Consider the following 23,782-nt stretch of genomic DNA (forward strand, 5'->3'; position numbering starts at 1 on the left):
AAGGTAATGAAAAAGAGATTGTAATTTGGTTTCAACCAAACTACAATCTCTTTTTGTTTCATTTAACGCCACCAAATCCAAGTCCAAAGGTAGTTTCGTATATTCCGAGGAGTAATGCGAATAAAACGTTCCCCGTCAAAGAAGCAACTTAAATTTGGAACTATTTCATCTTCGTTTTCTGGAACAAAAGTGACGATGTTTTCGTTACTTGTAACGGTTACTGTAATTGGTGGGTCGGTAGGCGAGACTTGAAGTTGTAATGAAACATTTGCGTTATTTTTAAATTCATTATTAACGGGCGGATTTATCACTTGCACTGTGAATAACACGATAATTGTTTCGTTTGGTTCCAAATTAGTAGTGACTAGGAAACCGATATTTGGATTTGCTAGTGGAGAACGTTCCCCATTAATGGAGACAGTGCCGTTTATAAATTGTAAACCTGCTGGAATGGTATCTTGTAACGAAACATTTGAAAGGGAAATATCAGAAGTATTCATAATGTGCACCGTATAATCAAAATATTGGTTTAAATAAGCTGATCTGACGGAAGCGTTTTTCACTACTGTTGCAGTTATAAATTGAACTGGTATACGAACGATATTTGAGTTAACAATAAAAGTAATAATTGGGTCCTGTGGTGCCAATTGAAAAGCGGCTGTGACGGTAGCAGAATTGATAATGGTACTGTTTGAAGGAATAGAAGTGACGAGAACTTGAAATGTTAGCGTTGCTACTGCATCTGCAGATAAAGAGCCGATATTAATACCAGTATCTGGACGGACATTTGGAACTTGAGTGCCATTAATTGTTACGCTATTTTCTATAAATGTTGTACCGGCTGGAATGCTGTCTATAATGGAAGTACTTACTGTAGGGATTGGGGAATCATTAAATATCTCTAATGTGAATGTAAGAATATCACCTAAAATGACAATTGATTTATCAGCTTTTTTTTCAGTTTGAATTATCGGATTAATGATTGTTGTTGTAACAGTATTTGTTTGCTTTGTAACGGTATTTATTTGCCTTGTAATCGTAATAGGTGGTTCGATTGGACCGATAATAGGCGTATAGGAAATAGTAGCATCGTTATTGATTGTAGATTGAAGAGTAGAAGAAGATATTGTCACTTGGAATGTAATAATAACAGAGTCATTAGGAGCAAGAGTTCCTAACGTAATACCATTTTCAGGATTCGCATTAGGCTGATTGATTCCGTTAATCGTAACACTACCAAAAACGAATGTCGTATCTACTGGTGCCGTGTCTACTAGAAGAAGATCTTCAATAGTGATGTTACCGTTATTAGTAATCGTAATGGTATACGTTAAAGTTTGACCAGGTAAGGCAATCGTGAAATCAACAGCTTTTATCGCAATGACATTATCATTTTGGACGGTTGTTGTGACTGTATTTGTTGTTGTCGTATTTGTAACAGGTACGTTATTTGGGTTTACTATATAGTTAAAAGTAGTGATTGCTTGGTTGTTGAGTTCGTTTTGTATTGGAATAGAAGTCACAGAAACTTGGAATGAAGCGATAGCAATTCCACCTACAATTATAGTGCCAATTGGTATACCACTTACTGGATTAACTCCTGGAAGAGTTTCTCCGTTTACAATGACGCTATTTTCTATAAACGTAGTACCTTGAGGAATCATATCTTGAATGACTACATCATTTGCTGCAACATTACCAGTTTGATTGAGTGTAATCGTATACGTTAACGTGTCACCGACTGTTGCAAATGCAAGGTCAACAGTTTTGTTACTATTCAAAGTCGCATGATTAATTGTTGTTACGGCAGCTGATGAAATAATAGTTTCGGTAATAGGTGGTCGATCTGGTAACGTGTATTGGTATTCAACTGTACTCGTGTTAGAGATTGGATTTGTTTGCGGAATCGAAGTAACCCGTACTAGGAATAGAATAGTTGCTGTCGTATTAGGTGGAATGTTATCAAGTTGTATCCCGCTAAGTGGGTTGTCATTTGGACGAGCGGTGCCATTTACAATAACACTATTCTCTATAAAGCTCGTATTTGCTGGGATGATATCTGTACCGATAATGTTTTCTACTTGTATATTCCCGTTGTTTGTGATGGAAATTGTGTAAGGGATAATCGTTTGTAGGTCAGCATATTGGATAGGTGTTGTTTTTATAGCGAGTACATTAGCAGAAATAACTTCAGTGAAGGTAATATTACTAGTTGATATTTGTTCCTCGCCATTAATTGTATAACGAGAAGTTGATTGGTTTTGGATAAGACTGCTAGCTGGAAGAGATACCACAGTAACGGAAAACGTGACTGGGATAGAAGCGTTAGGAGCAATCGTTCCTACAAGTATACCAGTACTTGGATTCGCGTTAAGCTGAGGGATATTATTTACTAAAACACTACCGTCTATAAAGGTTGTTCCATTAGGGATATTGTCTGTAAATACAACAGAAGTAGCATCCGTATTTCCTGTATTCGTTAAAGTTGTTGTATAAGTTAAAATGTCACCAATTGCTACAGAGGTCAAATCAACAGTTTTCAGTGAAACGATATCAGCGTCATTAATTTGAACGAAAGTAGTATTGGAAGTAGTAGATTTTTGAATTGGTGCAAAGTCAGGGTTGAAAATAAAGTCGTAGACGATGTTTGCAGTATTAGGAGTTGGGTTTACAACAGGTAAATTCGTAACAGAAACTTGGAACGTTATTGTAGTTACTTGACCTGACGTAATATTAGGAATGGAAAAGCCGATATTTGGATCTGCTGCAGGAAGTACAGTGTTGTTAACTGTTACACTCCCCGGAATAAATACTGTTCCATCTTCTATCGTATCTGTAAAAAATATGGAGTTAGTTGTGGTGGAGCCGTTATTTTGAATGAGTACTGTATATTCAATAGTTTCATCAATATTTGCTAATACTGTATTAGCGAATTTTGCAGCGATAAGAATAGCATCAATAAATTGTATATTTGTAGTATTGGAAGAGATTGTTTCTGAAATTGGTGGTGCGCTTGGTTCCGGTTGATATTCATAGTGAATGACGGCGATATTATTAATGTTATTTTGAGAAGGTATAGAGACTACATTTACTTGGAATGTAACAATAATCGTATTGTTTGGAAGAATTATATCAAGATTGATACCGGTAATTGGGCTTTCATTAGGCCTTGGTATGCCATCTACAAGGATGCTATTTGGAACGAATGTGGTGCCAGCGGCAATTGCGTCAATGAGGAGAGTATTTGTAATAGGTATTGTACCAGCGTTTGTAACTGCGATTGTATATGTGATGATTTGACCTATGCGTGTAATAGATCTGTTAGCGGATTTAATTGCACTAACATTTGCCGTCCGCACTTCAGTATTTACTGCATTTGATAACGATCTGCGCTGAATAATTGGAGAACTAGGATCAATTTGGTATTCATACGAAGTGTCTGAAATGTTAATGACTGTGTTGCCCTCTGGTATACTTATAAGTTGTACTTGGAATGAAATAGTGACTGTTTCATCTGGTTGTATCGTGCCAAGAGTTACTCCATTTTCAGGGTTCGCACCAGGCTGGATTACATTATTTATTGATAGGCTATCTTCAATGAATATAGTACCTTCTGGAATGTTGTCAATGAACAACGTATTGTTAGCTGGAACAGTTCCTATATTTTGTAGTGTATTTGTGTAGGTGATATTTTGCCCGGTGGATACGAAAGTAACATCCGCCTGTTTAACAGAAATAATATTTGCATTTTGAAGTGATGTTGTAACGATATTAGAATTTACAGAGCGATTCACTGGTGGAGCTGTAGGAATACTTACATATTGGTAATTTACAGATGATTGATTTACAATTTCAGTTTCAGTTGGTGGGTTATTTGTTTGTACTTGAAATAGTATTGTTTTGGAACTGTTTGGTGGAATCGTTTCAATTGGTATTCCGTTTTCAGGATTTACACCAGGCTGAAGTACACCGTTAATTGTAACACTGTCTGGAACGAATGTAGTCCCAGCTGGAATAGCATCTGTAAAAGTAATATTTATTGCGTCAACATTGCCGATATTTTTCACTTCAGAAATATAAAGTATAGTTCCGCCAATATCTACAGTTATTGGATTGGAAGTTTTTATAACTGTCAATTGTGCTAGCACGAAATTTGTAATGACAATATTACTTGTAGATGTTTCAGTAATAGGCGGTTGTCCTGGGTCTGGTTGAATTGTATATGTTGTATTAGATTGATTTGTAATCGATTGTCGCGAGAATGAATCGTTAATAAGAATTTGGAATGAAATCAGGTGTGTAGCGTTTGCTGCTAGGTTAGGCAAAGTAACACCTGCATTTGGATTTGCACCAAGTATAGCTGTTCCGTTAAGTGTAAAACTATTTTCTACGAAAGTAGTCCCTTCTGGAATCATATCTGAAAATAAAAGATTAGTAGTTGGGATATTTCCAGTATTTTCTAGTGTTATCGTATAGGTCAAAATATCCCCTGTTGTCGCTTGTGGTGCATTGACTGCTTTTAAAGAAAGAATATTTGCATCCGAAATTTGTGTAAAAGCTGGATTAGACGTAATTGTTCGAGAGATGATAGGAGCAGTTGGGTCAGCGATAAAAGTATAGTCAATACGGGCTATATTAGAAATTGGATTCACAATTGGAATGGATTGAACGATAACTTGGAATGTGACGGTGACGATTTCTGAAGGTGCAATGGCGTTTAAGAGGATTCCTACGTTTGGATCGGCACCTGGAACTGAAATAGTATTAATGGTCACACTATTAGGAATGAATGCAGTTCCTTCTGGTACTAAATCTGTTAAAGTAACTGTATTTGCCATAGTATTTCCATTATTTTGAACGACTACAGTGTAAGTGATTGTACCTTCAGTAGACTGTACGAGGGAATCTGTATTTTTAATTACAGATAGTGATGCATCAACGACAGCTGTATTCACCGTATTAGATGAAGATGTTGCTGTAACTGGTGGTTGACTTGGATCGACAATATACGTGTAACTTGTAAGTGCTTGATTTATAATCGCTCCTTGCGGTGGAATAGAACTTGCAAGGAATTGGAATGTAATCGTAGCAGAATCACCTGGTGCGATAATACCAACTGGAATACCGAGAGTTGGACTTGCATCTGGAAGTGAAATCCCGTTAAGCGTAACACTATTTGGAACAAATAATGCTCCTTCAGGAACTCCGTTAATGAGTAATACAGAATTTGCAGGGAAGTTTCCAGTATTCGTTAATGTTGCTGTATACGTAATGGTATCTCCGATAGATACGATTGATCGATTTGCTTCTAAAACAGTTGTAACTGTAGCGTTATTAATTTGTGTGGAAGCACTATTAGAAGTTATTGTACCTGTAACAGGAGGAGAGGCTGGATTAACTATAAATTCGTATTGAATAGATGCAACGTTTGTAATTGGGTTTGAAGGTGGAGTAGATGTAACGATGACTTGGAAAGTAACAGTTAAAGAACTACCCGCGTTCACTGTTCCGATATTCACTCCGCTATTTGGATTTGCACCTGGAATGGTACTTCCATTTACAGTAAAACTGTTTTCAATAAAGGTAGTTCCTGCTGGAATTAGGTCTGAGAAATTTACATTCGTAGCGTTCGTATTGCCGCTATTTTGAATTAAAACTGTATAAGTGATCGTGTCTCCAATATTCGCAAAGGCTGTACTAGCAGTTTTTACAGCTGAAAGTATTGCTGAATTAATAGAAGTAACGAAGACGTTCGTTTCCACATTGCCAGGTTGAGCTTGTAATGTATTGCCTACGTTATATTGGAAGTTAACAAAACCTAAGTTTTGGAGTTCAGGAGTGAATGTTGTTGGATTGCTTACGATTTGAACTTGGAATATGATTGTTACAGTTTGATTTGGGCTAATTGTATTTATACCAACACCATCAATGATAGAAGCTGATGGTAACGGAGTGCCATCAACAACAACTGATCCTGCAACAAATTGTGTCCATGATGGTAAAGGGTCTGAGAAAACAACGTTGTTAGCTGGAATATTTCCTGTATTCGTAATAGTAGTTGTATACGTAATCGTATCACCGATCGTTGCAAAAGCTTTATCCCCGATTTTAGTAGTAGTTAATATAGCACTTTCAATTGTTGTTGTAACACTATTTGAAGTAATGTTTTTTGAAACAGGAGGATTAGCTGGATTGACGATATGTTGAAAGCTAACGCTAGCTTGATTGGTAATTGGATTTATAGGTGGAATTTCATCGGCACTAATATGAAATGCTACGATGACAGACTGGTTTGGCGCGATATCACCAATCGGAACGCCTGTAATGATGTCTGCATTTGGGATGGTAGTTCCGTTAAGTGTAAAGCTATTCGGTTCAAAGGAAGTTCCGTTTGGAATTAGGTCGGTAAAAATAACATTCGTTGCACTAACATTTCCGCTATTTGTAATCGTAACGGAGTAGATAATATCTTGCCCAATGTCTACTGTTGACACATTTGAATTTTTTTGTGCAGTAAGGATAGCACTATTAATTTGTGTCGTCGTTGTATTAGATTGATTAGAAGTTGAAATGAACGGCTGATCGGGATCAACAATATAACGGTAAGTGGTAAGAGCTGAATTAGAAATAGGATTGTTGATTGGGAGCGTTGAAACGGTGGCTTGGAATGTGACAATTGATGTGCTTCCACCATTAATGGAACCGATATTTACACCAGTAGATAAATCAGCGTTTGGAATAGTTTGCCCATTAACTGTGAAACTGTTCGGAACGAAAGTTAAATTGCTGTCAAGAATATCGATAACAGTTACGTCCGTTGCAGCCACATTCCCGGTATTAGGAAGGTTAAGTGTAAATGTTATTGTATTACCAACATCCGCAAAAGTAAGATTTGCTGTTTTTGTACTAATAATAGTCGCATTGTTTATTTGAAGAAGTGTCGTGTTAGAATTAGCTGTACTTGAAACGGGAGGACTATTTGGATCAACAGTAAACTCATAATTCGTGGATGCGGTATTCGGTGCTGGATTAATAGGTGGAATGTTGTTCACCACAACTTGAAAGACGATACTATATATTTCATTAGGCGGAAGTGCTGCAAGTAATACACCGGTATTTGGATTCGCGTCAGGTTGTAAAACACCATCAACAGTTAATGTGTTAGGAACAAATGTGAGTCCGCTCGGTAATGCATCCGTGAATACAATGTTGGCTGCATCTATATTTCCTATATTCGAAATAGAGGTAGTGTAAAAAGCAGTTTGCCCAATATCTGCAAAGGAGACACTTTCATTTTTCGTCATGGATAATATAGCTTCGTTAATTTGTGTTGAAACAGGATTACTAATTGAAGTTTCTGCATCAGGCGGTGAGACTAATTGATACGATGTTGATGAGAAATTTACAATTGGGTTTTCGGTTGGCAATGACGTTACAGTAACTTGGAACGAAACTGTTACTGTAGTCCCAGCTGTTATAGGTCCAATATTTACACCATTCGATGGGTCCGCACCACTTTGAGGAACCCCATTAATAGAAAATGAGTTTGCAATAAATGTAGTTTCGCTCGGCATGTTATCTGTGAAAATAACATTTTGTGCAGATGAATTTCCATTGTTTGTTAAAGAGACAGTATAAGTGAGTGTATCTCCGATGTGGCTAAATGTTTTATCAACTTGTTTAGATGAAAGAATGGTAGCTGTATTAATTGTAGTGAACACTGTGTTTGAAGTAACATTTCTTGAAACAATCGGTGCATTTGGATCAGCGATAAATGTGTAAGAAGCAGTAGCAGAATTGGCAATAGGATTTTGAACAGGAGTCGAAGTAGCGGTCACTTGAAATGCTATAGATATTGAGCTGTTAGGAGCAATTGATCCAATTGTTATACCTGTATTAGGGTTAAGCCCAATTTGTGTGATGCCATCTATTGTGACGCTATCAGTAATAAACGTTGTACCATCTGGTATAAGGTCAGTGAAAGTAATATTCGTTGCATTTGTATTACCAGTATTCGTTAAAATTGTCGTATAGGTAATGGTATCACCTAGCGTTACAAGTGTTTGATCGACCGATTTTACCATCGTTAACATAGCATCTAGTACGGGGTTTGTAACGATGTTCGTTGAAGTAGAAGTAGTAACAGGAGCTCCGTTTGGATCAACAGTATAAGAGTATAAAATTGTATCGTTACCCATAATCGAGCTTGAAGGGGGAACAGAAATAACATTTACTTGGAAAGTAACAGTTACTGTTTCACCTGGAGCGATATTTGGTATAGTTACTCCAAGTGCTGGCTGTGCACCAAGTTGTTGGATACCATTTATTGTGACCGAATCTGGTACGAAAGTAGTGCTAGGAGGAATGGCACTTGTAAAAGTAATATTCGTTGCTGGTGTATTTCCGGTATTCGTAATAGTCGTTGTATACGTAAGTGTATCCCCGACGGAAATAACCGATTTATCAACAGTTTTTGTTGTAGTTAATATTGCACTATTAACGGTCGTTGAAACAGTATTAGATATAGTTGTTTGTAATGCGGAAGGTTGGCTAGGATCAACCACATGTTCAAATTGTACGGAACTAAAATTAGAAATTGGATTTATACTTGGAATGTTTGTGACAAGTACGTTTATCGTAATAGCAACCGTACTACCAGGGTTTATATTTCCAATCTGAATTCCGCTAGCTGGATTTCCAATTTGCTGTGTACCAGAATCGTTTGTAAGTGTTCCGGAAATAAATGTTGTTCCTTCAGGTAAAATATCTGTGAAAATTATATTTTGTGAAGTGACATTTCCAGGGTTACTTAATGTAATTGTATAAGAAATTGTATCGCCAATCGTTGCGAAAGTTTTATCTACAGATTTGATTGCCACAACTTCCCCAGAATTTATTTGTGTTGAAACAGAATTAGATGTCGTACTTCGTGAAACAAGTGGTAAATTAGGTCCTGTCATAAATTGATAATCAATGGAGGCGCCGTTTACAACTGGTGAGTTTGGACCTCCAGGTCCAATTGTGAAAATTGGATTTGGAATACTAACTACTTGCACGCGGAAGGTGACGTTTGTAAAATCTCCTGCAATAATATCCCCAATTGGTATTCCGTTAGCTGGATTTACCCCAGGTAATAAAACTCCACCTACTCGAACGCTATCTTCTATAAATACTGTATTATTTGGAATTGGATCTGTAAAAATGATATTAGTAGCAGTTGTGTTCCCGATATTTTCTAATAAAACTGTATACGTTAAAAATGAATTTCCAGGTGCGACGTCAGAAAAGATACGGTCCACACTTTTCGTTGCTTGAATAATTGCTTCGTTAATTTGCACTAAAGTTGGATTACTTGTAGCTGTTTCTGTCACTGGCGGCTCGGTAGGATCCACAATGATAGAATAAGTTGTGCTAGATTGATTCAAAGTTGGATTTGTAGCTGGTATTGAGCCAACAATCGCTTGAAAACTAATTGTTATCGTTCCTCCAACCGGAATTGTGTCTAAAGAAATCCCGTTATCTGGTCTAAAGCCGAGTTGTGGGATCGTATTAATTTGTACACTATCAGGGACGAATGAAAGTTCAGGTGGCAATATATCGATAAAAACAGGTGTGTTAGCGGTAGTATTTCCGTTATTAGTGAGCGTAGTTGTATACGTAATTGTATCTCCAACAGCGGCAAAGGCACTGCTTGCAGTTTTCGTTGCGATAACGGAAGCCGAATTTACTTGCGTAAAAGTTGTATTGGATTGAACTGTTCGTGAAACAGGCGGTTCATTTATATCTACAATAAAACTATATTGAAGTGATGATTGGTTTGGAATTGGATTAGGGTTTGGGAGCGTTGTAATGTTTACTTGAAAACTGAGTGTAATCGATGCATTTGTATTCAAGTTACCAATATTGATACCGTTTTGTGGGTTTGCATTTGGAACGGTTACCCCGTTTATTTTAAAGCTATTTGGGACAAAGGCAGTACCGCTTGGAATTGTATCTGTAAAAATAATGTTATTAGCAGTAGTATTTCCTGTGTTTGTAACAGATGAAGTGAATGTAATCGTATCACCAATTGTAGCGAAAGTTGTACTAGCATTTTTATTTAAAACTAAAGTAGCGTCAACAATTGGGGTAGCGGTCGTGTTTGTTACAGTACTACCAACAGCAGGTGATTGGTTTGGATTCACTGTATATTCATAATTTACAAGGGCGTTATTTGTTAAAGTGCCACTAGAGGGAATTGCAAGTATTTGTACTTGGAATGTAACAAATACAGTATCTGCTGGTGAAATGTCGTTTAACGGAATTCCTAGTGAAGGATCTAAGCCAGGTTGTGAAACATTATTTATCGTCACGGAATTTGGGATGAAGGAGGAACCTGGTCCAAGTCCATCTATTAAAACAGTAGCATTAGCGGGAATATTTCCCGTATTTGCAACTGCAATCGTATAGGTTACGATATCACCAATTGCAGCTGTCGGCGTATTTACTGACTTCGTAGCGACAATAGTAGCATTATTAATTTGAGTTGTTATTACGTTACTTAGCGTATTGGCGGATGCTGGAGGTAAGTTAGGATCTACGACATATTGGTACGTTGTATTACTTTGGTTCGGTATTGGATTCGGACTAGGGATTGAATTTACGATTACTTGGAACGAGATGATCGTATTTGCATTTGGATTTATTGGATCAATTGTTACACCAGTTGCTGGATTTACATTAGGAAGTGTAGTGCCATTTACTGTTACACTATTTGGAACAAATGACGTTCCATTAGGAATGGCATCTGTAAATACTATATTTGATGCAAGTGTGTTTCCGTTATTCGTTAAAGTAGTCGTGTACGTAATAATATCATTTACGTTCGCAAACTGTTTATCTGCAGATTTTACAGAGGTAATTGTAGCGTTATTAATAGTTGTCTGTACGGTGTTGGAGGCCACCATCTGCATTACAACTGGCTTGGATGGGTCGTACGTGTATTGGAATGTAGTGCTCGATTGGTTCGTAATCGGATTTGGACTAGGAATAGTTGGTACAGAAACTTGGAATGAAACAGTACGTGATGAATTCGCTCCTATCGTACCAATTAAAATGCCGTTAGCAGGGTTTGCATTAGCTATAGGGACACCGTTAATCGTTACAGTATTAGGAAGGAAAATGGTACCAGCTGGAATGATATCTGTAAACGTTACATTAGAGGCAGGGATATTGCCGTTATTCGTTAAAATCGTTGCATAAGTTATGACATCGCCAACATCAGCAAAATTTGTGCTTGTTAGTTTCGTAGCAACAATATTAGCAGTATTAATTTGTGTAGCTACGATATTGCTAATAGCGTTCCTAATAACAGCAGGTAAATTTGGATCTGCGATAAAGCTATATTGGAGTGCAGCGCTGTTTTGAACTGGATTTGGTGAAGGTAAACTATTTGCACTAATTTGGAAAACAATTGTTGTAATGCCGCCTGCTGGAATCGTACCAACTTGAAGGCCGGCACTTGGATCCGCACCTAGCTGTAAAGCACCGCCTATAAAAATACTATTTGGTACGAGAGTTGTGCCAGGAGGGAGTATATCGGTAACGACAACATTATTTGCTGGAGTATTTCCAGTGTTAGCTAAAGCAATGGTATATGTGATTGGTTGCCCAACATCAGCGATAGTTACATCTACCTGTTTGACAATAACTACATTTGCTAAGTTGATTTGTGTACTTACAGTATTACTTACAGATGTTTCTATAGTTGGTGGATCGCCTGGATTTAGAATAAAGCTATATTGTGTACTAGATGAATTTATTGTTGGATTTTGTGTTGGTAAAGAGGTGACAGTTACTTGATAAGAGACGGTAAGTGAGCCGTTCGCAGCAATGGAAGGTAATGGAACACCTATATTTGGATCTGCGTTATTTTGAAGTACACCATTAATAAGGAAAGTGTTTGGGATAAAGGTAGTGCCGTCTGGATTTGTATCTACGAAAGTGGGACTATCAGCAGTAACGCTTCCTTCATTCGTTAAAACGACGGTATAAGTTAATACATCTCCTACAGTAGCGAACCCTTTATCCACTGTTTTTGCTGAAATAACATTTGCGTCATTTACTTGAGTAAATGTAGTAGTTGAAGTAGTGTTCTTACTTACAGGCGAAGCGTTTGGATCCACGATAAAGTTATAGGAAATAGAAGCACTATTTGAAATAGGGTTTGGATTTGGGATGCTAGTTATTAATACTTGGAATGAAGCTGTAATTGTAGTATTCGCATTGATGCTACCGATATTGATGTTAGCTGGTGTAACACCTGGTTGAGTAACATTGTTAACTATAACACTGTTTGGTACAAAGGCAGTACCATTCGCGATTGAATCGGATAGTACTACATTGTTCGCCGCAACATTTCCATCGTTTGTAAGAGAAAAGGTATACGTTAATACATCCCCAACTTCCGCAAACGTTTGACTTACAGATTTATTAGCATGAAGATTTGCTAGTCTAATTGTTGATGTAACAGAATTAGAATTTGCTGTTTTTGAAGTTGGTGGCAGACTTGGGTTTACAGTATATAGATAAGAAGCGAAAGCATTATTAATGATAGGATTTTGGGCGGTAATATTGATGACTGTTACTTGGAAAGAAAGGGTAAAAGTAGCTCCGCCAGGAATTGTTCCGATAGGTAAAGCAACGAGAGAATCTACATTTTGCAAAACTCCGTTTAATGTTACAGTACCAGGAGTCAATATCGTTCCATTTGGAAGTGGATCTGTTAGTTGCACGTTAGTTGCAGCTGTATTTCCACTGTTTGTAATAAGAATTGTATAACTGATTGTTTCGCCAATTGTAGCAAATTGTTTATTTGTTGATTTTGTTAATGTTACATTCGCATTGTTAATTTGAGTGGAAACGAGATTCGAAGAAATGTTTTTTGTAACGGGTGATTGGCTAGGATTGACGGTATATTGATAAGAAGCGCTTGAACCATTAGATACGACATTCGCCGCTGGAATTGTATTTACTACTACTTGAAATGAAACGTTTTTTGTTGTGCCAGTTGGAATAGATCCTATATTCACACCAGTAGCGGGATTTGCTCCAACTTGTGTCGTGCCATCTATTGTTAAACTGTTGAGAACAAAAGTTGTTCCAGTAGGAATGACATCTGTAAAAATAACGTTATTCGCATTCGTATTACCTGTACCTGTAAAGGAAACGGTGTACGTTAGTGTGTCACCAATATCTGCAAAATTTTTATCTACTGCTTTCGTCATTGTTACAGTAGCATTATTCACTTGAGTGGAGACAATATTTGTCGTATCAGTCCCGCTTACTGCCGGTTGATTTGGTACAGGAATGTATTGGTATGTTGTGGTGCCACTATTTAATATTGGATTTGTTTGCGGAATAGAAGGAACGAATACTTGAAATGAAACAGTAGTAGTAGAATTTGCAGCAATAGATCCAATTGATATACCAGTAGCAGGATTTGCTCCTGCTTGAGTAACCCCGTTAACAGTTACACTCCCTGGAATGAAAGTAGTTCCGCTTGGAATTGGATCTGTATATATAACGTTAGTTGCAGCGATATTTCCTATGTTAGCTAAGGCAATACTGTAAGTTAGCGTTTCACCAATATCGGTAAAAAGTTTGTTAACTGATTTTGTGCCATTAATATCTGCGAGGTTAATTTGTGTTCCAGCAGAGTTGCTTGTTGCAAGACCATTAAAAGTCGTTCCTCCGGCGATTGGTGTATATTGAAATGTAATATTAGCAGTGTTAGAAATCGGATTTTGATTTGGAAGGGAAACGACAGTTGCTTGGAAAGTTACTGTACGAGAAGCGTTATTATTAATAGTTCCGAGAGATATACCAGCAGCCGGATTTGCATTTGTTTGCGGGATATTATCTACCGTTACAGTGCCAGGTATAAAGGAAGTACCGTTAGGGAGAATGTCTGTAAAAGTAACGTTATTAGCAGGAAGAAGTCCGGTGTTAGGGATAGTAACGGTATAAGTGAGAACGTCTCCAATTGCCGCGACACTTTTATTTACGCTTTTCGTTGCTTGTATATTAGGTGAATTTATGTTGATTTGTAAACCGACTGTATTTAACATATACGCGTCTCCGTTAGTTGTTAAACGGATTGCGGCGGACACTTGAGAATTTGTTAAATAAGGGGAAATATCAATGGAAGTAATGTCCCAACCTTGCCTTCCTGCGGAGATATTTGTACTTGTAGAAGCGTTTTGATTTCGCGTTCCAAATGTTCCAGTTGTATCTAAGTTTCCAGCGGCATTATTCACTTGAGAACCAAAGAAATTATTTACAGCATTATTTGGCCCAGATAAAGCATTTAATGAACTGAAATTTGGTCCAAATAATGCTTGATCCCCTATTAAATCTGCATCTCCTTCAATAGAACTTAAAAATAATCTCCCGCTTACAGGTCCTCCTGCAGGTGTTAAAAATCCAGAAACAGCTACATCTGCACTACCAGTATCAGCAGAAACACGGTTACCAGCTACATAAATGGTTAAGTTTCTTGCTGGTAATGTCCCGTTTTGATAAGCGACGATAAGCGTCCATCCAGCCGAATTAATTGTTCCATTAGAAGCATCTATAGGATCTACAAGTCCAGGGACAGCTCCTGTAGTATAAGAACCAGAACCTCCCGCTTGAATAAGGGTTGTTACGTCTGCTGAACGAGTGTAAAAGCCAAATGTAATAGAGTTTGAAACGAATGTTTGATTTGAAGCCGTAACAGCTGAAGGAGTAATCGAGTATGTTGAAACAGGTGTTGTAAAAGAAATTGGATTTCCTAATACACTCGTAATGTTTTGATCACGAGATAAATAGTTTCCACCCCAAATGAGTTCTGCGTAAAGAATAGTACTACCAGCAGGGATATTTAAAATAGCGGTAGAACTATTTTGTGTATAGTTTAATGTTGTACCAGCAGGAAAAGTAGGTACTTGTAAAGCGGTATTCGTAGTTGCGAATGCACCAATTGCCCCGATTGTACCAGCACGATTTTGATTACTAATTTTACTTAAGCCGAGTGTATTTCCTGTAATAGCGAGTGCACCGTTAGTGGTGGTAGAAAATCGATTCGTAATGGGCATGTTGTCACCTCATTTACAATATAGTCTTGGTCAAAATAGGATATGTGTGTGACAAATAAAGGGTAACATGTACAAGTTGATTTAGTAATAATGATTTAAATGTCTAAATAAGGGGATGGAGAATGACTGGATTGAAAATAAGAGTGGAGCGTCTTAGGGAAGAACAAATAGGCGATATTGTTGCATTATCTTTTTATATTGGTTGGGATTATAACAGAGAAGAAGTTGAAACGATTTTTAACTCAGGTAATGTATATGGCGTATGGAATGAGAGAAAAGAACTGATTGCAAGCGCTGCAATTATATTATACGGAGAGGCGTTAGCGTCAATAGGAATGGTAATTGTACATCCGGATTATAAGGGAAGAGGGATTGGAAAGGCGATAACGAGTTCTTGTATGAATAGCGTATCAGCTCATACTCCCATTATGCTGATTGCTACGGATGAAGGGAAACCTTTATATGAAAAATTAGGATTTAGGGCAGTAAGTTATGTTTCTAAATACATATGTAACTCGTACGATGCGAATGATTATTGTGTAAGAAATGAAGATTATATAATGAATTATGAAGAGTGTGATTTAGAAAAAATAATAAAAATAGATGAAGATGCATTTGGAACAAGTCGAAACGAGTTTTTAAAACAAAGAATTATGCAAAGTGATCAGTGCGTCGTTGTAAAGGATACAAAAGAAAATGTAGTAGGATACGGTATAAGTATACAAACGCCAGAAAATAAAATAATAGGACCGATCGCTGCTAAAAATGATGCAATGGCAATGAGAATTGTACATGATTTAGCAAGAGAACATCATGGTAAATTAAGAATTGATGTACCAGAAGGAAAAAAAGATTTTATGAAAAAATTAGAGATTACTGGTTTTCAAAAGGTGAATACACCACCAATTATGATGAGAAATAGTGATCAATTTTTGAAAAGGAATGGGGAACTATACAGTATTGCAGCGCAAATTTTTGGATAAAAAAGAATCCTTCTGAATGAAGGATTCTTTTTTTGTTAATCACGATATTGGTCGTGAGTTGGTTGGAAGAGGTCTTCCTCGATATCTCTCACCATAGAAAAATGATCAACGTTATAATGTCCATGTAGGGTTTTATTATGATGACCAATAATTTGTTCTGCAGATAATACGCTAGAATCAGTTGTGGAATGACCGTTTTTAATTAATGTAACGTCAAATCCTTGTACAGTAGCTGTTCTAACGGCGGTGTCGATGCAATGTTCTGTTTTACATCCACCGATAACGATATGATTAATTTTTTCTTCTTTTAAAAGTTCAAGTAAAGAAGTGCCATAGAATGAGTTTGTTGCTGCTTTATTAATAAGGATTGCAGACTGAGGTACTTTAATTTCATTATGTACTTCAAATCCTTCTCCGCTACCAGAAGCAACATCGATATCTCTTACGAAAACAATAAGGGCATTTGCATCTATCGCTTTCTGTACGGCTGTATTTAGTGTAGATAATAAATCGGTTTTACGAAAAACTTCTTTTTCTTGTTCATTTCCATCCATTAATTCTTGCTGCGCATCGATAATTAATAGTGCTTGTTTCATCGTGTCTCCCCTTTAATATGAAATAAGTGCCACTTTACATATTCATTCATATTGCAAGGAAATCCTCTATTGTCTATGCAGTAGACGATAGATTTACAAAGTTGTCAAAGAAATTTCATTCTCATAGCGTGTAAAAACATGTATGATAAGAAGTGGAGAATTTTTGAGTAGGTGGGAATATCATGCAAACAGTAGAAGATTATCTTTCATTCTTACATACGAAAGGATTTAAACTATCAGAGGAAGCGCAAGGGTTTATTATGTTCGGACAAGGATATACTGGTGCATCTGATGGAATTGTGAACGCAGCAATAGAAGCGACAATTAAACATCAATTACAGTTTGATGGGAGTTATTTTGTTGCGTTATTAGAACGATTGAAAGAAGAAGAAATTACAGATAAAAAAAGCGCTAAGGCTTTTATGCGGAAGTTACAAGCGTAACTTCACGCAGCCTGCGCTTCTTTTTTTGTTTTGGAAGGTAATTCAACAAAAACCATGCCTAGGAAAATACATAGGCATCCGAAAATAGCAGAAATAGAAAGTTGTTCGTTTGCAACGAGAACGCCTGTTAAGGCAGCGAAAACGGGCTCCATTGCGAAAATAATTGCTACTCTCGTTGGAGACGTATGTTTTTGTGCTGATGTTTGAATGAAAAAAGCAATGGATGTCGCGAACAGGGAAGTTAGAAATAGAGCAAATAAAAAGGAAGAATTCGTCCATAGTGCTACTGAAAATAATTTTTCCCAATCTTCAAACAAAAAGGCGCAAATAGAAGAAAACATACCGACAGCTAATACTTGCGATGTGCTTAACAATAAAGGTGATATTTTTTTAGAGAAGAAGCCGTTAACGAGAATATGAGCAGCGAAAGCAACTGCACAACCGAGAACGAGTATATCTCCAATGTTTAATTGAAAAGAATCACCTGCTGTTAATAAATATAAACCCGCTGTTGCTACAGCAATGCCAATTACGATAAAAATAGTAGCTTTTTGTTTTAAAAAGATAAAAGACAAGATTGGTACCATAACGATACTAAGCCCTGTTAAGAAACCAGCTTTTGAAGAAGTTGTATAAAGTAAGCCGAATGTTTGTAATACATAGCCGACGCATAAAAAGAATCCAACGGTTAATCCAGCGAGGCTACTCTGTTTTATATGTTGTTTTGAAGTTTTTTTTGAGAAAATCATTTGAACGAATAATAAAATGATTCCAGCGAATAAAAAACGTATACCATTAAAAGTAAATGGTCCAACGAAAGACATAGCATTTTGAACGACAACAAATGTAGCTCCCCAAATAAAAGACACAAATAATAAAGCAAGAGGAGCAATCCAATCTTTTTTCACACTCATACCCCCGTTAATTTTGTAAGATAGCTTTTCTAGCTAACTCATCAGCAACTTTATTTTGACTACTTGGAATCCACTTAATAAAAAAGAGATCGAAACTTTTTATGTACTGCAGTGCTTCCTCTAATAGTGGTGCAAACATTTTATTTTTTGCGTATTCTTTTTCGACAGCTCGCTCAACAAGTTGCGAATCTGTACGAAAAGAGACAATGTTATAATTATGCTCCGTGCAATATTTTAATGCCGCAAGTAAAGCGTGGTATTCCGCTTCATGATTGGACATTGTCCCAAGGGGCAATGATAATTGTACAGCGGGTTGAACCCCTTTAATAAATACGCCTGCACCAGAAGGACCAGGATTTCCTTTTGATGCACCATCAATATATACTTCAATCAAAATGAGAAACCTCCAAATGATAAGATGATCCCCTACCTATATGTTTCTTTGAAGTAGGGGATAGAGTAACTTAGCCGATTGTAATACTATAACGACATGTAAATGTTTCATTCGCTTGTAAAGATTGAATTCCTTTTTTTTCCTTGAAATCTTTTGCTGGATTTACTTCATCAGCAATTCCGTACCAAGGTTCAATACATAAGAAAGGTGCATTCTCGCCTGGTGTCCATACGCCGACAAATGGGAATCCGTCAAATTCTACTTTTACGAATTTATTATGTTTATGAGAACGGATGGAGATTTCATCTGTATTCATATTTTCAAAAATAAGTGCATCGTTTTTAAATAGGTCGTATGTAAGTGGCAACTCATTCGTACTTTCAGCAATTAGTTGCTTCTTATTTGAAAGGTAAGGTCCTTCTAATACGCTCGTTTCTAAACGCTCTGGACCATTAAAAGATAGATGGTAATCTGTAAATGACTCGCCCTCTAATAACGGGAAATTGAAACCAGGATGTGCTCCGATTGAGAAGAACATCTCTTTTGAAGCAGGGTTATTCACTTCGTATGTTACATGAACGGTTTGTCCGTCTAGTTCATAAGAAACGAGTAATTCGAATTCATATGGGTATTTTTTTAATGTTTCTTCATTACTAGTTACAATGTAGGTGATTTTCGTTTCACTTTGTTCTTCTACAGAGAATGTAAGATCACGAGCAAAGCCGTGTTGTGTTAAAGAATAAGGTTTACCATCTACGTAGTATGTATTATCTACTAATCGGCCGACGATTGGGAATAAAATTGGTGCACGGCGTCCCCAATAAGTAGCATCACCTTGCCATAAGTATTCTGTATTGTCTTCTTTTAAGAGAACGCTTTGTAATTCTGCACCTTTGTCAGAGATGGTAACGATCACTTTTTCATTTTGAATTGTTGCAGTCATGAAATAAAACCTCCTAAATCTTTCATATATTTCATTATACGTTGTCTAAAAGAAAAAGGGTAGTTCATGGTAGGAATCTATTGACGAAAGGGGGGCTAACGCGTAAAATATAATCTTGTTGCTTAAAAAACGAATAACGTGGTTCGAAACCATCCCACGTAAAAAAACTAAGGAGATTTTGTCATGAATATTAGAACTTTAGTCGGTAATGGTATTTTAGCGGCATTATATATTGCTGTTTCTATGCTTATTCAGCCATTTGGCTTTACGAATGTACAGTTTCGTATTTCAGAGATGTTTAATCATCTCGTTGTATTTAATAAGAAAGCAATTTACGGAATTGTATTAGGTGTATTTTTAACGAATCTCTTTTTTTCACCTATGATCGCTTACGATTTAGTATTTGGAGTAGGGCAATCTATTCTTGCATTAGCTGCGACGATTATTTCTATGCGATTTATTAAAGGTGTTTGGGCTCGTATGATTTTTAATACAGTCATTTTTACAATTACAATGTTTATGATTGCAATTGAACTTCATCTTGCATTTGATTTACCATTCATGTTGACTTGGTTAACATGTGCAATCGGTGAATTTGTTGTTATGGCGATTGGTATGCCTGTAATGTACTGGATTAATAAACGAGTACAATTTGAAAGATTTATGTAATAGATGAAAGAGCTATTCCTATAGGGATAGCTCTTTTTGCATGTGATAATATTGAATATAATTCTTTGACTCTTGATAAAATATAATAAAATAAAGTGAGGCTTTCATTAGCTGGATACATATAAGAAGTCTTACATAAGGGGAATCTAGTATGAAATATAAAATTCATTGGTTGTATAAAACAAAACGCGGTTTTCAGACGGAATTAACGACAGATTATATGAACATAGAAGAAGCACTTCAATTTGCGGAGGATTTCGAGAAAACAGGAAGAGTGAAAGAAGTATTATTTTACGATGAAATGGATGCAGAATGGTCATTAAAGGAAATGAAGAAGCTGAGCAAACAAGTGGAGGAAGAACCCCAAGAAATACTCGTTTATTTTGATGGCGGCTATGATGTACAGACGAAAGAAGCTGGTATAGGCATATGTGTATACTATAAAAAAGGAAATACAAAATACCGAATTCGCCGTAATGCATATATAGAAGGCATATATGATAATAATGAAGCGGAATATGCATCATTACTATATAGCATGAATATACTCGAGGAATTAGGGATTAAGTATGAAGCGGTCACGCTTCGCGGAGATTCTCAAGTTGTACTGCAGCAATTGGCTGGAGAATGGCCTTGTTATGATGAACATTTAAATCATTATTTAGACCAAATTGAGCAAAAAGCAAAGCAAATGAAATTAAAACTTGTATGTGAGCCTATATCAAGAAAACAAAATAAAGAAGCACATCAATTAGCTACGCAAGCATTAGAAGGAACAGTGATTGATAGTCATAAAGAAATAACCGAATAGAGAGGTGCAAAGGTGGATAAAAAGCAACTCATTACAGAGGTAAATGACTTATTAGAAACGTATTGTGAAGGATGTTTTTTGCGAGAACATAATCGAAAGACAAATAGTAAGTATTATGCTCATTCCTTTTGTATAAGACAATGTACAGTTGGAGAAACATTGAAAAAATATGGGGAACAGTTGTCATGAAAAAACATCCAGAGAAAACTCTCTGGATGTTTTTTAGTGCTTCGCTTCATTTAATTGATGCTCACACTCGCTTAATTTCTTTTCCTCATTTATTAAAAATGGCTCGTCTAAATCTGTTGCAACAGATTTCATAATTTCAAGCTGAGAGCGAGCTGCTTCTACAGCAGTAGTAGCATGCTCTAATGTATCTGGATCCATTGAAATTGTCGCTGATCCTACCATTTTTTGTGCTGTTTCTACACGGAATTTCACTTCTTCAAAATCATTTACTTCTGATCCCATTAATAATTCCTCCTTTGTATAGTGCGCATTTCACATAGTTTTTGCTCTGGAAAACGGAAATATACAAAGGAATAACAAAGGAGGTTACCAAGTAAGGTAACCTCCTGTCATATGTTGGATTAAAGTTTTACTACGTTAGCAGCTTGAGGTCCACGGTTTCCTTCAGTGATATCGAAAGATACTTCTTGACCTTCTTCTAAAGCTTTGTAGCCTTCGCCTTGAATAGCAGAGAAATGTACGAATACATCGTCAGCGCCTTCAATTTCGATAAATCCAAAACCTTTTTCGTTGTTAAACCATTTTACTTTTCCTTGCATGTTACAATTCCTCCTAAAAACATTTGCTTTTTTCATTTAGTGAAATTCATTTGAAAAGATAATATAAACTAAAAATGCTATAATCTTGAATATTCTGCTAAATGATTAATTTAAATATACACGAATTGGGAGAATTTAGTCAAGTAAGCGATTTTATTTTTTTGTATTTTTAAATAATTTTTTAACCAAATTTTTAAATAGGTATAGGACAGGCCAAGTATGTAATAGTCTTAATTGAATGCTATACATAATGGGGTGAAAGAATGAATGAGTTTTATTTATTAGATAATGAAGGAATGAGAATGAGAAACGACATACCGAATTGGGTTGCAAAGGAATTTGAAAATTTTTCTAACGTCGTATTAGAACCAACTTTCCCATGTTATTTTGGTTTAACTGCTTTGAAAAAGAATGAACTTCGCTATTCCTTTCTATCTCATAATGATTGGAGTCATTTGCCGCATACAATGTTATCTTTTTTAGAGCTAATGAAAGAGCGTCCAATTGTAAGAAGAGGCTTTTTTCTTTTTGTAGAACCGGAATGTGAGGAGCAATCACTGGAATATTACCGTGATTACTTTTGGAAAGTACTACAATATTTACATGAAAACGATAAGGAAACATGGCCAAAGCAAATTCCTAAAGACCCAGACCATTACTTATGGGAATTTTCATTTGGCGGGGAACCGATATTCGCATTTGGAAACGCACCAGCCTATAAACAACGAAAAACTAGGCATTTAGGAAATTCTCTCGTTATTGGATTTCAGCCACGTACTATATTTGATGGATTAGAAGGGGATCGTCCTAAAGGAGCATATTCTAGGCAAACGGTCCGTGAGCGAGTTGAAAAGTGGGATCAGCTGCCGAAACATCCTAACATTAGTCATTATGGTGATCCGGATCATCGTGAATGGAAACAATACTTTATAGGAGACGATGTAGAACCGTTAAAAGGAAAATGTCCTTTTCTTCATAAGATAGAAAAGTAAGAGTCATCATCTGGATGGCTCTTTTGCATATTTTGGATAAAAAAGGGTATTTTAGTAGTAAATATTTTGAGGGAAGCTAGTCTATTTTTAATTATTACATCATTACTTAATAGTAAAGGAAGTAGAAAGGATAGAGTGATGTTTGGAGCGATTATACAACAAATTGTATTAGGTATTTCATTAGCTGCGCCAGTAGGTCCGATTAATATTGAAATGTTAAAACGAGGAATTGAACGAGGTTTTTGGCATGCGTGGGTTGTTGGAATTGGTGGAATGACAGCAGATATTTTGTTTATGCTTCTCATCTATTTCGGTTTATCTTCTCTGTTTATGTATACATATGTACAAGCTTTTATGTATTGCACAGGGTTTTTCTTATTATTTTATTTAGGATTTCAAAGTGTAAAACAAGGAATTTCTCAATCGAATATGGAATATAAAAAAGAAGAGGTAGGCGGCCTTAAACAATCGTTTATGGCAGGTTTTTTAATTGCGATATCCAATCCATTAAATCTTGTTTTTTGGTTTGGTATATACGGAAGTACACTTAGCTCATTGCTTACGAAGGTAACGAAACAAGAAGCCTTTTTGTATAGTCTTTGTATTATCGTTGGTATTATTTTATGGAATATAAATATTGCTTTTTCTGTCCATTTTGGCAGAACTTTATTAAAGCAAAAAGCACTTGGCTATATAACAGCCGGAGCAGGTATTATTTTAGTAGGATATTCTATCCATTTTGCATACAAAGCTTTACAGTTGTTCACATAAGATTGAAGGGGAGATTTTTATGTATCGAACCACTATTGACGGAAAAGAAATCATTATTACGTTAGCACCAAAAATCAGAAAAGAAATTACTGATAGAAATCCACTATATGAAGCGGTATTTCAGAATGCAGCAAGATTACTACAAACAAAGCAACCAACGTTTGCTGTAAATCATGAAATATTTGGGCTTATCATTGGAGAGGTACAAAGAGGAGAAGTAACAGTGTTTGCGGTGGAACATATTATTCCGAAGCAAAATATATTTGGACCGAACAATTTTTTCTCGACAATAGAGCAACAGGCAAATTTGTAAAGCGTATAGAATAAGATATAGAAAAGAAATAGTCGTAACGATATGTTGC

Annotated in this window: 15 protein-coding genes and 1 riboswitch; of the genes, 8 read left to right on the forward strand and 7 right to left on the reverse strand. The window is 36.3% G+C overall.

Going from position 1 to position 23,782, the window contains the following annotated elements; genetic code table 11:
* Nucleotides 1–62: 62 nt before the first annotated feature.
* Nucleotides 63–15,116: a cell surface protein gene (locus ACTFR9_RS00685; protein ID WP_270721597.1), complete on the reverse strand. Its 15,054-nt coding sequence runs from the start codon at nt 15,114–15,116 to the stop codon at nt 63–65.
* Nucleotides 15,117–15,238: 122 nt separating this feature from the next.
* Here ACTFR9_RS00685 and ACTFR9_RS00690 point away from each other — a divergent pair, with 122 nt between their 5' ends.
* Nucleotides 15,239–16,099, forward strand: coding sequence for a GNAT family N-acetyltransferase (locus ACTFR9_RS00690; protein ID WP_073536425.1), 861 nt, complete (start codon nt 15,239–15,241; stop codon nt 16,097–16,099).
* Between the two features lie 35 nt (nt 16,100–16,134).
* On the opposite strand, the gene ACTFR9_RS00695 is transcribed toward ACTFR9_RS00690, so the two are convergent.
* Nucleotides 16,135–16,695: a cysteine hydrolase family protein gene (locus ACTFR9_RS00695; RefSeq protein ID WP_073536424.1), complete on the reverse strand. Its 561-nt coding sequence runs from the start codon at nt 16,693–16,695 to the stop codon at nt 16,135–16,137.
* Between the two features lie 182 nt (nt 16,696–16,877).
* Here ACTFR9_RS00695 and ACTFR9_RS00700 point away from each other — a divergent pair, with 182 nt between their 5' ends.
* The gene (locus tag ACTFR9_RS00700) at nt 16,878–17,138 is read left to right on the forward strand and encodes a DUF6123 family protein (protein ID WP_001195212.1); all 261 of its coding nucleotides are present in this window, start codon (nt 16,878–16,880) and stop codon (nt 17,136–17,138) included.
* Nucleotides 17,139–17,140: 2 nt separating this feature from the next.
* On the opposite strand, the gene ACTFR9_RS00705 is transcribed toward ACTFR9_RS00700, so the two are convergent.
* The 3 genes from ACTFR9_RS00705 to ACTFR9_RS00715 all read right to left on the reverse strand — a co-directional run bounded on the left by ACTFR9_RS00705 (nt 17,141) and on the right by ACTFR9_RS00715 (nt 19,389).
* The gene (locus tag ACTFR9_RS00705; RefSeq protein WP_139264491.1) at nt 17,141–18,046 is read right to left on the reverse strand and encodes a DMT family transporter; all 906 of its coding nucleotides are present in this window, start codon (nt 18,044–18,046) and stop codon (nt 17,141–17,143) included.
* A 13-nt stretch (nt 18,047–18,059) separates the two neighbouring features.
* Entirely contained in the window at nt 18,060–18,446 is a 387-nt protein-coding gene (locus ACTFR9_RS00710; protein WP_000573873.1) for a reverse transcriptase-like protein, read from the reverse strand.
* A gap of 70 nt (nt 18,447–18,516) precedes the next feature.
* Complete coding sequence (locus ACTFR9_RS00715) at nt 18,517–19,389, reverse strand: aldose 1-epimerase family protein (protein WP_000127426.1); 873 nt, start codon at nt 19,387–19,389, stop codon at nt 18,517–18,519.
* A gap of 132 nt (nt 19,390–19,521) precedes the next feature.
* A riboswitch (PreQ1 riboswitch) is annotated at nt 19,522–19,566 on the forward strand.
* Nucleotides 19,567–19,572: 6 nt separating this feature from the next.
* Here ACTFR9_RS00715 and ACTFR9_RS00720 point away from each other — a divergent pair.
* The 3 genes from ACTFR9_RS00720 to ACTFR9_RS00730 all read left to right on the forward strand — a co-directional run bounded on the left by ACTFR9_RS00720 (nt 19,573) and on the right by ACTFR9_RS00730 (nt 21,058).
* Nucleotides 19,573–20,058 (forward strand): QueT transporter family protein, encoded by a 486-nt coding sequence (locus ACTFR9_RS00720; protein WP_001026465.1) that lies wholly within the window; start codon nt 19,573–19,575, stop codon nt 20,056–20,058.
* Nucleotides 20,059–20,209: 151 nt separating this feature from the next.
* Nucleotides 20,210–20,869, forward strand: a complete 660-nt coding sequence (locus ACTFR9_RS00725) for a ribonuclease H family protein (protein ID WP_000875519.1) — start codon at nt 20,210–20,212, stop codon at nt 20,867–20,869.
* Nucleotides 20,870–20,881: 12 nt separating this feature from the next.
* Nucleotides 20,882–21,058, forward strand: coding sequence for a zinc-finger domain-containing protein (locus tag ACTFR9_RS00730; RefSeq protein ID WP_000358801.1), 177 nt, complete (start codon nt 20,882–20,884; stop codon nt 21,056–21,058).
* 33 nt (nt 21,059–21,091) lie between these two features.
* Here ACTFR9_RS00730 and ACTFR9_RS00735 read toward each other — a convergent pair whose 3' ends face one another.
* Nucleotides 21,092–21,340 (reverse strand): DUF2564 family protein, encoded by a 249-nt coding sequence (locus ACTFR9_RS00735; protein WP_000534391.1) that lies wholly within the window; start codon nt 21,338–21,340, stop codon nt 21,092–21,094.
* Nucleotides 21,341–21,459: 119 nt separating this feature from the next.
* Entirely contained in the window at nt 21,460–21,657 is a 198-nt protein-coding gene (cspB, locus tag ACTFR9_RS00740) for a cold shock-like protein CspB (RefSeq protein ID WP_001161727.1), read from the reverse strand.
* 263 nt (nt 21,658–21,920) lie between these two features.
* On the opposite strand from cspB, the gene ACTFR9_RS00745 reads away from it, so the two are divergent.
* From ACTFR9_RS00745 to ACTFR9_RS00755, 3 genes are all read left to right on the forward strand, one after another.
* Nucleotides 21,921–22,649, forward strand: a complete 729-nt coding sequence (locus ACTFR9_RS00745) for a YqcI/YcgG family protein (RefSeq protein ID WP_001001973.1) — start codon at nt 21,921–21,923, stop codon at nt 22,647–22,649.
* A 138-nt stretch (nt 22,650–22,787) separates the two neighbouring features.
* Nucleotides 22,788–23,420 carry a LysE family transporter gene (locus ACTFR9_RS00750; RefSeq protein ID WP_001997146.1) on the forward strand — a complete coding sequence of 211 codons (633 nt, stop codon included), beginning with the start codon at nt 22,788–22,790 and terminating at the stop codon, nt 23,418–23,420.
* A 19-nt stretch (nt 23,421–23,439) separates the two neighbouring features.
* The gene (locus tag ACTFR9_RS00755; protein WP_000286373.1) at nt 23,440–23,733 is read left to right on the forward strand and encodes a hypothetical protein; all 294 of its coding nucleotides are present in this window, start codon (nt 23,440–23,442) and stop codon (nt 23,731–23,733) included.
* Nucleotides 23,734–23,782 lie beyond the last annotated feature (49 nt).

It is taken from the genome of Bacillus cereus group sp. MYBK222-1, assembly GCF_051916425.1.
GTDB lineage: Bacteria > Bacillota > Bacilli > Bacillales > Bacillaceae_G > Bacillus_A > Bacillus_A paranthracis.